The sequence below is a fragment of the Candidatus Aminicenantes bacterium genome (genome assembly GCA_026393795.1).
In the GTDB taxonomy this organism is placed as follows: domain Bacteria; phylum Acidobacteriota; class Aminicenantia; order UBA2199; family UBA2199; genus UBA2199.
This window is the reverse complement of the sequence record JAPKZL010000107.1, coordinates 1-12498: the sequence shown is the minus strand read 5'-3', so window position 1 is coordinate 12498 and position 12498 is coordinate 1. Positions and strand designations below refer to the sequence as shown.

At 57.7% G+C, this 12498-nt stretch carries 11 protein-coding genes; 1 reads left to right on the top strand and 10 read right to left on the bottom strand.

What is annotated here, in order from left to right; translation table 11 throughout:
* Positions 1 to 38 precede the first annotated feature (38 nt).
* Positions 39 to 1238 (top strand): 6-phosphofructokinase, encoded by a 1200-nt coding sequence (locus NTW95_05210; protein ID MCX6556817.1) that lies wholly within the window; start codon positions 39 to 41, stop codon positions 1236 to 1238.
* Between the two features lie 347 nt (positions 1239 to 1585).
* Here NTW95_05210 and NTW95_05205 read toward each other — a convergent pair whose 3' ends face one another.
* The 10 genes from NTW95_05205 to NTW95_05160 all read right to left on the bottom strand — a co-directional run bounded on the left by NTW95_05205 (position 1586) and on the right by NTW95_05160 (position 12404).
* The gene (locus NTW95_05205) at positions 1586 to 2866 is read right to left on the bottom strand and encodes an ATP-binding protein (protein MCX6556816.1); all 1281 of its coding nucleotides are present in this window, start codon (positions 2864 to 2866) and stop codon (positions 1586 to 1588) included.
* 723 nt (positions 2867 to 3589) lie between these two features.
* A complete protein-coding gene (locus NTW95_05200) occupies positions 3590 to 4837 on the bottom strand; it encodes an Nramp family divalent metal transporter (protein ID MCX6556815.1) in 1248 nt (415 codons plus the stop codon).
* 40 nt (positions 4838 to 4877) lie between these two features.
* Positions 4878 to 6197 carry an ABC transporter permease gene (locus tag NTW95_05195; GenBank protein MCX6556814.1) on the bottom strand — a complete coding sequence of 440 codons (1320 nt, stop codon included), beginning with the start codon at positions 6195 to 6197 and terminating at the stop codon, positions 4878 to 4880.
* Entirely contained in the window at positions 6194 to 7105 is a 912-nt protein-coding gene (locus tag NTW95_05190) for an ATP-binding cassette domain-containing protein (protein MCX6556813.1), read from the bottom strand. The genes NTW95_05195 and NTW95_05190 overlap by 4 nt, the downstream gene beginning before the upstream one ends.
* Positions 7106 to 7178: 73 nt before the next feature.
* Positions 7179 to 9074, bottom strand: a complete 1896-nt coding sequence (locus NTW95_05185) for a hypothetical protein (GenBank protein ID MCX6556812.1) — start codon at positions 9072 to 9074, stop codon at positions 7179 to 7181.
* Complete coding sequence (locus tag NTW95_05180; protein ID MCX6556811.1) at positions 9071 to 9724, bottom strand: uracil-DNA glycosylase; 654 nt, start codon at positions 9722 to 9724, stop codon at positions 9071 to 9073. The genes NTW95_05185 and NTW95_05180 overlap by 4 nt, the downstream gene beginning before the upstream one ends.
* Positions 9721 to 10395 carry a hypothetical protein gene (locus tag NTW95_05175; GenBank protein ID MCX6556810.1) on the bottom strand — a complete coding sequence of 225 codons (675 nt, stop codon included), beginning with the start codon at positions 10393 to 10395 and terminating at the stop codon, positions 9721 to 9723. The genes NTW95_05180 and NTW95_05175 overlap by 4 nt, the downstream gene beginning before the upstream one ends.
* Positions 10379 to 10909, bottom strand: a complete 531-nt coding sequence (locus NTW95_05170) for a hypothetical protein (GenBank protein ID MCX6556809.1) — start codon at positions 10907 to 10909, stop codon at positions 10379 to 10381. Before NTW95_05170 ends, NTW95_05175 begins: the two co-directional genes overlap by 17 nt.
* The gene (gmk, locus tag NTW95_05165; GenBank protein ID MCX6556808.1) at positions 10906 to 11511 is read right to left on the bottom strand and encodes a guanylate kinase; all 606 of its coding nucleotides are present in this window, start codon (positions 11509 to 11511) and stop codon (positions 10906 to 10908) included. Before gmk ends, NTW95_05170 begins: the two co-directional genes overlap by 4 nt.
* 8 nt (positions 11512 to 11519) lie before the next feature.
* A complete protein-coding gene (locus NTW95_05160; protein MCX6556807.1) occupies positions 11520 to 12404 on the bottom strand; it encodes a DUF1732 domain-containing protein in 885 nt (294 codons plus the stop codon).
* Between the last annotated feature and the right edge of the window lie 94 nt (positions 12405 to 12498).

Genomic DNA, 12498 nt, shown 5'->3' with positions numbered 1-12498 from the left:
CCTTGACAGGGGGGGGCAAATGGCTTAGCATCAGGTACATGTTCGACTTTACAAAACACAAAAAAGTGGCCATGCTGTTTTCCGGCGGCCCGGCCCCCTCGGCCAATGCCGTCATCTCGTCGGTGGCGCTGAATTTCATCAACGCCCGGGTGCCGATCATCGGCTTTTTCTTCGGCTTCGAATTCCTGGAGGATTACGACAGCAAGAACCGCTATTGTTTGTCGCCCAACGTCCACTACCAGGTTCTCGACGCCAGCATCTCGCGCATCCGCAACCAGCGCGGCGTCTTTCTGAAAACGTCGCGCGCCAATCCCGGCCGCCTGATCAAGTCGCCGCCCGACCTGGACGATCTCGAAAAGAACAAAAGGCTGCGCAACATCCTCGAGGCGCTTGACAGCCTGGATATCGGCTGCCTGATCACCATCGGCGGCGACGACACCCTGAAGACCGCCAACTTCCTGAGCCGTCTCGGCTTGCCGGTGATCCACATCCCCAAGACCATCGACAACGACTATTTCGGCATCGCCTGGACCTTCGGCTACTGGAGCAGCGTGCAGGCCAGCCAGGAGGCGCTGCTCAACCTCAAGGCCGACGCCGAGAGCACCGGCTCGTATTTCATCGTCGAACTGATGGGCCGCAAGGCGGGCTGGCTGACCTATGCCGCCGGCATCGCCGGCGAGGCGATCCAGATGGTCTCCACCGAGGACGTCGAGGAAGAGGTGCTCGACCTCGAAAAGCTGGCCGAAAAAATCGTCGACACCATCCTGCTGCGGGAAAGGAACGACAAGTATTACGGGGTCATCTGCGTGGCCGAGGGCTTGGCCGACAAGCTGCCGGAAAAATACCGGCCGACCGAGAAGGACCGCCACGGCAACGTCATCCTGGGAACGGCGGAAGTGGGCCGGGTGTTGCGCGATGTTGCCGAGGAAGTCTACCGCCGCCGCACCGGGCGCAAAAAAAAGATCATCTACAAGCAGATCGGCTACGAGACGCGCAACGCGCTGCCGATCAGCTTCGACGTGGTTTTAGCTAGCATGCTCGGCTTTGGCGCGTACAAGCTGTACAAGAACAGCCAGTTCGCCTCCATGGTCTCGGTCTCGGACAATTTCTCCATCGTCGGCGTCCCCTTCGAACAGCTGATCGACTCGCAGACCCTGCTGACTCGCTTGCGCAACGTACCGCGCGGCAGCGACTTTTTCGATCTCAAGGAAGCCCTCTCGTACAAGCTCACGGAATAGGGGACAGTACTTTAATTTTCGATTATTTTTTTAATGCAAAAAAAGTCAAATATTAAAACTCCGTCCCCATCAATGGCGTTAACACTAGACAGCAATCCTTCTGCAATCCAGAAGGTTATGATGTCAGAAATATGGGAAGCATCGACAAGACTGCAAAACATCGGCACCGGTCTGATGCTTATCTGTCCCGACGGCAGATTGAACGCTACAGGAGGCAACCTCATTAGGGCTGCCTGCCTGCTGGCTGAATAAGACTATTTTATTTTTCTTTAACCTTCTCCTTGCGGCGAACCAGTGCCTTGATAAAACCGGGATATTCGATTCATGGTTTCGCCTGCATTTTAATCCTATAAAAGCGGATGGAGCAGCCATTTCCAGAGCGGGATGATTTTTATCGCGTATCCGCCGTGCTTTTCGGTTTTTTCCTCATCGGCGGTGATGATCATCAAGTCCTGACAATGCAATTCGTCCGCGGCTTTGAGCAGCGCCCTGATCTCCCTTTCCCGTGTCTGGAAATCACCAAGGGAATATGAGGATTGGATCAGTTGCCTGACTTTTTTTCCGGACTTGACGACAAAATCGACTTCTTGCTGGCGGACGTTTTTCCAGTAATAGATTTCCAGGTCGCTGTTGGCATAGAATTTTTGGCGCAGAAGCTCAACCGCCACGGTATTTTCGTAGAGCGCCCCCTGGTTTTCAGAAACCTGGAAGGAGATGGCCCTGATCAGACCGCTATCGAAGCCGTAAATTTTTTTGGGAGCGATGATGTGCTGCTTCAGTTTGAAGGAAAAACGCTCGATCACGAATAGCAGATATGCCGAAGCCATGTAATCCACGAACTTTTTAACGGTATGGATATCGCTGATGCGGATGACATTTCTCAGCCTGGAATAGGTGAATTCCCGGCCGAAGATCGAAAAAAGGTAGCGGGCCATGTCTTTGAATTCCGCGGTTTTTCTTATTTTGTGGCGCAGAATGATGTCTTTTTGAATAATGTCATCATACATGGTTTTCAGGATCGCCTTGCCGAATTTGTGTACCTCGGGAAATCCCCCGTTGCGCAGATAAATTCCCAATTCCTCCTTGAGCGCAGCCGTCCGGCGCGTCGATTCCGTCGCCCCGGCCGCGAACGGAATGCCCTTCATCTGCAAATGCTCGCGGAAAGAAAAGGGCAGCAACGTATGGTCCAGATGGCGCCCGGTCAACCGCGTCGCCAACTCCCTGGACAGCAGTTTGGAATTCGACCCGGTGACTATCACCCGCTTGGTGCGGCGCAGGCGGCTGACAAAGAGTTCCCAGCCTTCGATATTCTGGATTTCGTCCAGGACGAGCGTGTCCAGATCGCCATACAGTTCGTAAAAGCATTCCAGCACCTGGTTCAAGTTCTCCCCGGACAGGGCGATGCGCTCGTCGTCGAAGTTCAGGTAGCCGAACGAACGGCCACCCAGGGTCAGGAAGGAAAGGAAAGATTTGCCCACCCGGCGGGGGCCGGTGATCATGACCGCGTTGGGGTGGCTTAAGGATGGGAGGATGTTCAGTTCGCGGGTGACGATTTTCTCGCCATGCAGCAACTGATCAATTTCCTCCCGTTGATCAACGATGATCCTCTTCAAAGCCGCATTATCCATTCTTCGCCTGCCATTCACAAACAATTACGAAATGTCTGTGATTACCAATCACAATATTATGTGAAGCCGTGATGTTTGTCAAGCAGGGGTTCCATATCGGGTATGGGTTTAATGTGCGGTAGGGGTTCAATATGAGCTGCCGGAATCTCGTATTGAACCCCTACGCTGGTTTACATTTATTCTGCTTTTATCTTGAATATCTCTATGTTTGCGTTACCGTGGCGATTAAAAAAAATATCCTGGCTTGGCCGTAGAAATTAGGGACGGTAAGATAATTCTTGTATTTGTCCAGCAATGAGGTGGAGTTTACTAGTTTTAACCTCCGTCCCCAATTCGAGCTTGCTTTTCCATACGGCATCAACGAAAAATTATCCCCCCGGCTCCAAGGGAGCCACCCCCCTTGGTAAGGGGGGTAAGAATAAAGGAAACCCTTAACGCAAGCCACAATACCGTTCTTCTGCTCTCTTGTCCCCCCTTAGCAAGGGGGGATAGAGGGGGGATCGGGACAGCTGGGAAGATTGCGGACGGAATTGGGAACGGTACTTTAATTTTTGACTATTTTTCCCGATGCAAAAAAAGTCAAATATTAACCCTCCGTCCCTAATTTATGGCGTTTCCCCTTAGCAAGGGGGGATTTAGGGGGATCCGGATTTTCGAAGAAACAGCAATATTCTAAAAAAAAATCAATCATCTCCTGCTTCGTACCAAGACACGCGGCGGCGATCAGTTGCCGGCGGAAAAGACCAATTCCAGCAGGAGCATGATGTTCAAGGCGGTCACGACAACCGTAACCGCCAGCAAAACCGCTTTATTGAGCGGGCTATTGGCGTATTTGCCCATGACTTTTTTTGAAGAAGTTAATAATATAAGCGGGAAAATCGTCCAGGGCAACTGCAGGCTCAGCAGGATCTGGCTCCAGATCAGCCCCTGAAAGGGATTTTTCAGAAAAAAAACAACCAGCAGGGCGCCGCCCATGGTCAGGAATATTCCCCGGCGCGTCTGCGGGTCGGCCAGGGCGAAGGGTTTCCTGAAAATGCCGGCGAATATGGTGCCGCCGGCCATGGCCGCGGTGACGGCGGAGGAAAAACCCGAAAACACCAGGGCCAGGGCGAACACAACGGCGGCGGCCGGTCCGAGCAGCGGTTTCAACGTGGCCTGGGCCTGGGGCAGCTCGCTGACCGGCAGCTTCTGGCTGAAAAAGACGGCGGCGGCGATGATGATCATGGCGCTGTTGATCACCCAGCCGGCCAGCATGCCGGCCAGCGTATCCATGAATTCAAAACGCAATTGTTTCTTGATGACTCGCTCCTCCTGCAGGTTCCACTGCCGGCTCTGGATGATTTCCGAGTGCAGGAAAAGGTTATGGGGCATGACCACGGCTCCCAAAACGCTCATCAGCAGCGGCAGCGAATGGCGGGGCAGGGCCGGCACGAACCAGTGACGCAGGGCCTCGGGCCACTGCACCTTGACCAGCAGCAGTTCGAAAATAAAAGAGAAAGCGATCAGGGAAACGAACGCTATAATCCATTTTTCCAAACGGCGGTACTGGTTGGCAAGCAGCATGAAAATGCTGAACCCTGTGCCCAGCAGGGCGCCGACCGGGAGGGGCAACCGGAACAGCATGTGCACACCGATGGCCAGGCCCAGTATCTCGGCCAGGGCCGTGGCCATCGCGGCGGCCAGGGCGCTGGCCAGTAGGCTGCGGCTGAGCCATGGCTTGAAATACGTGCTGGCCGCCTCGGAAAGACAGAGCCCACTGGCGATGCCCAGGTGGGCGGCGTTGTGCTGCAGGATGATCAGCAAAATGGTGGAAAGCGTTACCACCCAGAGCAGCGAATAGCCGAAGCGCGAGCCGGTGGCCATATTGGCCGCCCAGTTGCCCGGATCGATAAACCCGACCGTTACCAAAAAACCGGGGCCGACATATTTCAGAAAACTAATCTTTTCCCTTTGCGCGCCGTTGCTTTCCACATTTTTGATTATAACCGAAAACAGGGAATTTCCAAATTGGCTACTTGTAGCGGATCCAGCGCAGCATCTCGCCGAGGGTGGGCTTTTTGCCGTACATCAGGATACCGACGCGGAAGATCTTCGCCCCCAGCCAGGCCAGGAAGGCGATGAAGGCCAGGCTCAGCGAGATGGCCGCCAAAATCTGCGCCAGCGGTGGCGGGGAGACGGTGATGCGCATGAACATCAGGGTGGGGGTGAACAGGGGAATGAACGAGGAGATCAGGGCCAGCGACGAATTCGGGCTCTGGGTGACCATGATGCCCATGACGAAGGGGATGATCAGCAGGTAGGATATCGGGGCGGCGAATTGCTGGGCTTCCTGGTCGGTGTTGACCGCGGCGCCGACGATGGAGAAAAGGATGGCGTACATGAAAAAGCCGAGCAGAAAAAAAATGACGAAGTACAGGCCGATCTCCAGGGTCAAGAAACTCATAATGCCGCTGCTCAGGCCCAGGGAAAACTTTCCCACCATGGCCATGGCGAGCAAGAACCAGATGGCCACCTGGGTCAGGCCGGCCAGGCCGATGCCGATGATCTTGCCGTAAAAGATGTGCTGGGTGTCGGTGGAGGAGATCAGCACCTCGATGATGCGGCTGCTTTTCTCCTCGAGCACGCCGCGCATGATCAGCTGCCCGTAGCCCATCAGGATGGAGAAGAGGATGGCCAGCATGAACAGCGACATCATGTACTCGATGCCGGCGCTCGACTTGCTCGTCCCCTCCTTTTTCACCTTGATGGTCTCGAATTCGACGTCGCGGGTGGCTTCGTCGACGATTTCGGGGTTGATCTGCTTTTCGATCAGGACCTGTCGCGACACCACCGTGCGCACCACCGTTTGGATGGTCTTGTTGGTGTCGAAGTCCGATATGTTGCCGGAGTAGTAGAACAATTTCCTCTCCTTCTGAATGGCGGCCGGAATGAGCAGGAAGCCGTCGATTTTCTTGGCGCGGATGGCCTTGATGTTCCGCTCGACCAGCGTAGCGGGCGACTGCCCGGCCGTGTTTATTTTTTCGAATTTCAGCTGGCTCGCTCCGCCGTCGTTTTCGTCGTCGAACATGTTGCGCCGGATGCCGGCCTTGCTCTTGGCGGAAGCCGTCTTTTCGCTGCCGGCCGCCTTGCCGTTTTGCAGCATCTTTTCGTAGATGAAGCCTGAGTAATCGGCGACGCGGATGGTTTTTTCGCCCTTGCCGACTTTCATCAGCAGCACCGGCAGGAACATGAATGCGGCCATGATCAGCGGCGTGAGCACCGTCGAGATGATGAACGATTTCTTCCGGACGATCTCGCGGTATTCCTTCTTGATGATGGCGATGAGCTTCATGAGCGGGCTCCTTCGTTGACTTTGCGGACGAAGATATGCTGCAGCGACGGTTCGGTCAGCTGGAAAGCGTTGAGGCTGACGCGCTTGCTCAGCTCCTCGAGCAGGCGGTTCTTGTGGGCCAGGTCGACGAGCTCGATTTCCATCGTCCGGCCGTAATCCCTGAAGCTCTTGACGTATTTCAATCCCGGCATGAAGGCGCTGTCGCCATCGTATTCGATGCGGATGAACTTGGTGCCGTACTGCGACTTGATTTGGGCCAATTTCCCGTCCAAAACCTTGCGCCCCTGGTCGATCATGACCACGGAGTCGACCAGTTTTTCGGCGTATTCCATCAGGTGGGTGGAAAGGATGATCGAAACTCCGTCCTTCTTCTTTTCCAGCAGGATGCGCGTGACCAGCTCGATGTTGAGCGGGTCCAGGCCGGAAAAAGGCTCGTCGAGGATCAGCAGCTCCGGCTCATGCAGGATGGTGGAGATGATCTGCAGCTTCTGGGCCATGCCCTTGGAAAGCTCCTCGACCTTTTTCTGCTCATAGGGCTCCAGGTCGAACTGCTCAAGCAGGCGATGTCCGCGTTCGCGAATCGTCTCCGGACGCAACCCCTTCAGTTCGCCCAGGTAGACCAGAACGTCCATCACCTTCATTTTCCGGTACAGGCCACGCTCTTCGGGCAGGTAACCGATCTTGTCCTTCATCTTTTCGGCGAAGGGGCGTCCCAAGATCTCGATCGTTCCCTGGTCCGGGGCGATGATGTTCATGATCATGCGGATGGTGGTGGTTTTGCCGGCCCCGTTGGGCCCCAGCAGCCCCAGGATCTCGCCCTTGCGGGCCGTGAAGGAGATCCGGTCAACGGCCCGCTTGCCGTCGAAATCCTTGACCAGACCGTTCAGCGCCAATGCCTGTTCGTTCATGACCTCTCCTTGGCAGTTTCGATTTTCCGTTATTACTATTATACAGCCGGCGTCGTTTTTGGTTGCGGCCGGATTACCCCGCCAGCAGGCTGAGCGAGCTTTTTTTTAATCCCGGCACCCCGGCGGCGATGATTTTTTCCGCGCCTGAGTGCAGCTCGAGGACGCCGAGAAACGAGCCCCGCTGCGGCCGGCGCGAGACCAGGTAGATTTTTTTAATCATTAAGCCGAGCTTGTGCTGCGCATACAGGCCGCGCATGTCGGCTGCCAGCGCCCGCAAGCCGCTGTTGCGGATCTCCAGCTTGTACACGTCGCTGAAAGGCGGCAGCATGAACCACTGCCGGTACTTCAATTCACGCTCGAAAAAGCGGTTTTCGTCGAGGAGGAACTGCAGCGCATAATGAAAGTGAAAGACCGAGAAGACGTGCAACACGCTTCCCGGGGCCAGGGTTTCCATGATTTCGGCGGCGGTGGCGAAGATCATTTCCGCCGAATTGAATTCGTCCATGCCGAAAAACGATTCGGGCTTGACGTAGACGGCGGCGGAGAATTTTTCCCTGAAAAACGGGTTCAAGGCGGCCGGAGTGGCGATGACGACGGCACTGGCCGCGAGAGCCGGCGCGACTGCCTTTAACTCCTTCAAGTCGGCGGCGCGCAGGGTCAGGACCGCGTTCTCGCCGACGACGCGCTCGACGGCCCGGGCCAGCGAATCCAGGCTGATGTCGTGGAGCATGGTCAGCTCCTTGCGGCAGCGCGGGCAGGCGGCCAGTTTTTCCTGGCTGAAGCTGCAGCTTCGGCAAGCGGCGGCCTGTGCGTCGTCCACCTGCAGGATGCCGCCGCAATTGGGGCAGGTTACGACTTTGGCGCAGGCGGCGCAAAAAAGGTTGAGCGACGGCTGGATCTTGTTGACCAGGACCAGGGTTTTCTTTGCCTGCAAATAATTCTGGCTGATCAATTGGACCAGGTCAGCCGGTATGCCCCTATCCCTGCCTTTGAGCATGTGCACCTGCAGCAAGGCGCCGGTATCGCGGCGCCGGTCAGTCACCGGCAGCGAACCCCGCTGCTGGTAGGTGGCGCAGGAATGGGCCGCGGCCCCCTGCAGGATGGGGATGCCCCCGACCTGGGCGCGGATGCGGCCCAGGTGGTCGCTTTTGAAGGGCGAATGAAAAGTGCGCTGGTAGAGGGACGACGTCGCCCGGTCGATGATCAGCAGCCCCAGGTTACTCATCGGAAACATGGCGGCCGACAGGCCGCCGCAGACGATGCCGCTATTCCCCTGCTGGTAGCGGGCCCAGATCTCCTCCCGGGCCGCGGGCCGGGTCTCCGAATTGTAGATGTCCAGTTCCGGCCAGACGTTTTGCCAATAGCGGGCGGTGGCATTGTCGGGGACGAGCAGCAGGACGCTCCGGCCGGAGGCCAGGACCGCGCGGCAGCTTTCCAGGTACTCGCTCTCGCGGCCGCCGGGGCCGAGGAGGAGACGGTCCAACGGCAGCGCCGGCGCCCCCCCGGACGGGGAGGCGGCACCGGCTTCTGCTTCTGCTGACGGCGCGGTTTTCCTCTCCTTGAAAAAAAAGCGCAGGGGCTGCGCCGAGCCCAGACGGGCCAGCTGCGCCGGCTGAAAATCGCCGATCTTCCTGACCTGCCCGTCCTTTTCCAGCAGGAGCTTTTTCAGGTTTTTTTTGCTTGGCGGCAGCGCGTGGTCCAGCACGATCCCGGGCGAGGCAAAATAGGCCCTGGCGCTGCGCTTGGCGAATTTCAGGAACTCGGCGTCGGGGCGGAAGGGATCGTCGATGACGCCGATGATGTTTTTTACTTTGCCCGGGTAGGCGGAATCCAGGCCGAGCACCCAGCCGGAAACGATCCGGCTCCCCAGAGGCACCAGCACCCGCATTCCGACCCGCAGCCCGGCCGAGCCGTTTCCGTAGGTCAGCGCTTCAAGGACGTTGCAGGAGAGCGCGACGCTGATTTTCAAGGCCGTTGCCCGGAGATAACGGCCAGCGCTTTCTGCATGTCCTCCCAGACTTCGCGCTTGGCCTGAGATATCTCCTCCTTCTCCTTTTTATGCAGGATGAAGGAGGGATGGTAGGTGGGGATCAGGGGGATGCCGTTGAAGCGCAACAGCTGGCCGCGGATGCGGCCCATGCTGTGACTGGTGCCGAGCAGGTTGTTCAATGCGACCCTGCCCAGGCAGACGATGATCTTCGGCTTCAGCAGCTCGATCTGCCGGCGCAGGAAGGGGAGGCAGGCTTCGACCTCGTCGGCCAGCGGTTCGCGGTTGTTCGGCGGCCGGCACTTCACCACGTTGCCGATGAATACGTCTTCGCGGCGGTAGCCCATCTTCTGGATGATCTTGTCCAGCAGCTGCCCGGCGTTGCCGATGAAGGGGCGGCCGAACTGGTCCTCGGTCTGGCCCGGCCCTTCGCCGATGAAAAAAATATCGGGACGGCTGGAGCCCTCGCCGGGGACATAGTGGGTCTTGCTCTGATGGAGGCGGCAGTGTTGGCATTGCAGGATATCGCAGTTCAAAGCGGCCAGGTCGGCGCGCGGGTCGCTCACCGGCATATGGAGGAATTCAGCCCCCATTTCCTGGTAGAACTTCAATATTTCCTTCAATTCGCTCATCGGATCTTCGCCGCGCCCTGGGTATGTCCGGCCAGGTCGAGGACTTCGTCCCAGATGAAGGCGGCGACGCGGGACTTTTTTGTTTTTTCAATCTTGCGGATGCCGTCCCGGCGCAGCAAATAAACCTGGTTCTCATCGCTGCCGAAAGCCGGGTTGCTGTCCGAGATCTCGTTCAGGACCAGCAGGTCAAGGTTCTTGGCCAGCAGTTTTTTCTGGGCATTGACGAAAATATCCTCGGTCTCGGCGGCAAAACCGACCAGGAGCTGGTTTTTGCGCTTGCGCCGGCCCAGGTCGAGGAGGATATCGGGGGTTCTGACCAGTTCCAGGACGATCTTTTCCCCGTCTTTTTTTAGCTTGTCGGTGTAATATTTTCGGCTGCGGTAGTCGCTGACCGCCGCCGCCATGATGACCACCTCGGATGAGCGGAAATGGCCGTCGATGGCGGCTTGCATCTCCTGGGCCGTCTCCACTTGGATCAGCTCGACTCCCGCCGGCAGGAAGCAGGTCGGTCCGGTGATGAAGACGACCGGCCCGATATTCCTGGCTTTGGCCTCCATGGCCAGGTGGAAGCCGGTCTTCCCCGATGAGCGGTTGGAAATGAAGCGCACCGGGTCGATCGGCTCCAGGGTGGGGCCGGAAGCGATGATTATTTTATTAAACGGCAACGGCATCCAGGCAGCGGCGGTAAATGTCTTCGGGGGCGGGCAGCCTCCCTTTGCCGGTCTCGCGGTTGGCCAGCAGCCCCTCGACCGGTTCGATGATTTCGACGCCCCGGCTTTTCAGCCGGCCGATGTTGTCCCTGACCGCGGGATTTTCCAGCATGCGCGGGTTCATGGCCGGGGCCACCACCACCTTGCGGTAAAAGGCGCAGAACAAGGTGGACAGGAGGTCGTCGGCGATGCCGTTGGCCATCTTGCCGATGATGTCGGCGGTGGCCGGCGCCACCAGCAGCAGGTCGTTCTCCTTGCTCAGGTTGATGTGCAGCAGGGGATCCTGGTTGTCGGCGAACAGTTCGACGAACACTTTTCCCGGGGCGAAGGTGGCGAATGTCAGCGGCGCGATGATTTTCGTCGCCGCTCGGGTCATGACCACCGAGACGGCGTGGCCCTCTTTTTGAAACAAACGCATGATGTCGACCGCTTTGTAGGCGCCGATCGAACCGCTGACGCCCAGAACAAGCTTCATTTTCGGCCTCGGATCATTTTTTCAATTTTATCCCCGTTGCGGGCCATTTGCCGGCCGAAGGCGGCCAGCAGGCAGCGCAGTTCGGCGGATGCCTTTTTCAGTTCATGGTTGACGATCAGGTAGTCGTACAATTCGTAGGCGGCCATTTCGTTCAGGGCTTTCTGCAGCCGCTGCTCGGCTTCCGGGCTCCATTTCTTTTCGCGCCGGCGCAGCCGCCGCTTCAACTCGGCCAGGGAGGGCGGGATCACGAAAACGGCCATGGTTTCGGGGTAACGGCGCTTGATGCGGCGCGCCCCCTGGACGTCGATGTCCAGGACCAGCGTCCGGCCCCGTCCCGATTTGCGGCGCAGCTCGAGCCAGCTGGTGCCGTAGAGCTGGCCGTGCACTTCGGCCCACTCGGCGAACTCGCGCCGGCCCCTCATTTTCAGGAAAACGGGGCGGCTGACGAAATGGTAATCGCGGCCGTCGACCTCGTTTTCCCGCGCCGGCCGGGTGGTGTGCGAGACCGAGAAATGCAGCTCGGGACAGGCGGCGAGCAGCCGCTGGATCAGGGTCGACTTGCCCGAACCCGACGGACCCGAGACGATGACCAGGTGGCGCATGCGGGGCGTTATTCGATGTTCTGAACCTGCTGCCTGATCTTCTCGATTTCACGGCGGATGATCAGAATGTGCTGGTGGATGTCCAGGCAGCTGGTCTTGGCGGCTATGGTGTGCGTTTCGCGCAGCATTTCCTGCGACAGGAAATCGGCTTCGCGGCCGACGGTGTCGTGCGCTTTGTCCTTGAGCAGGCTTTTCAGCCTCTGGCCGTGGGTTTTCAGGCGGTTGATCTCCTCGGCGATGGAGCCTTTTTCGGCGCTGATGGCCGCTTCCTGGGCGATCCTTTTCTCATCAATCGCCATGCCCTTGACGAAGCGGGCAATTTTCTTCTTGTAGCTGATGAACATGTCCCGCTCGAAATCCTTTTCCCTGGCGCCGATGACGCGCATGTGGCTTTCGATCAGGGCGATGCTGTCGTGCAGGTCGCGGCCGATGAACTCTCCCTCCTGGCTGCGGCTCTTCAGGAAATTGCCGAAGACCTTGGACAGCGAGCGCTTGATGTCGGCCTGGTCCTTGCGGCCGAGGCGCTCCAGGTCGTTGTCGAGGCGGAAGACCATCGGCAGCTTGAGCAGCCCATCCAGTGACAGGCTCAAGCCCGGGCCGAATTTCTTTTGCAATGGCATGACCTGCTTGAGAATTTTTTCAAGCAGGGCGGCGTTCAGCTGCACGTCCCAGTTTTTTTGGTTGTTCAGGAACAGGTCGAAGACGATCTCGACCTTGCCGCGCTGCAGCTTGGCCTTCAGCATCTCCTTGATCATTTTTTCGCTGGCGGCGGAGATGCCGCTGCCCTTGAAGGCGATCTCCAGGTAGCGGTTGTTGTAGGACTTGAAGGAGACGAACAGCGAGAAATCCCTGAAATTGAACCTCCCCTGGGCAAATCCGGTCATGCTGTTCATGGGTCACATTATAATATTCATTTCCGGGAATTGCAAATTGTAGAGCGAGTAGTAAAGCCCCCTTTTTTTGAGCAGTTCGCGGTGGTCGCCGCAC

Coding starts and splice junctions, on each gene's coding strand:
- NTW95_05210 (MCX6556817.1), top strand. CDS start 39: ATGTTCGACTTTACAAAACACAAAAAAGTGGCCATGCTGTTTTCCGGC.
- NTW95_05205 (MCX6556816.1), bottom strand. CDS start 2,866: ATGGATAATGCGGCTTTGAAGAGGATCATCGTTGATCAACGGGAGGAA.
- NTW95_05195 (MCX6556814.1), bottom strand. CDS start 6,197: ATGAAGCTCATCGCCATCATCAAGAAGGAATACCGCGAGATCGTCCGG.
- NTW95_05190 (MCX6556813.1), bottom strand. CDS start 7,105: ATGAACGAACAGGCATTGGCGCTGAACGGTCTGGTCAAGGATTTCGAC.
- NTW95_05180 (MCX6556811.1), bottom strand. CDS start 9,724: ATGAGCGAATTGAAGGAAATATTGAAGTTCTACCAGGAAATGGGGGCT.
- NTW95_05175 (MCX6556810.1), bottom strand. CDS start 10,395: ATGCCGTTGCCGTTTAATAAAATAATCATCGCTTCCGGCCCCACCCTG.
- NTW95_05170 (MCX6556809.1), bottom strand. CDS start 10,909: ATGAAGCTTGTTCTGGGCGTCAGCGGTTCGATCGGCGCCTACAAAGCG.
- gmk (MCX6556808.1), bottom strand. CDS start 11,511: ATGCGCCACCTGGTCATCGTCTCGGGTCCGTCGGGTTCGGGCAAGTCG.
- NTW95_05160 (MCX6556807.1), bottom strand. CDS start 12,404: ATGAACAGCATGACCGGATTTGCCCAGGGGAGGTTCAATTTCAGGGAT.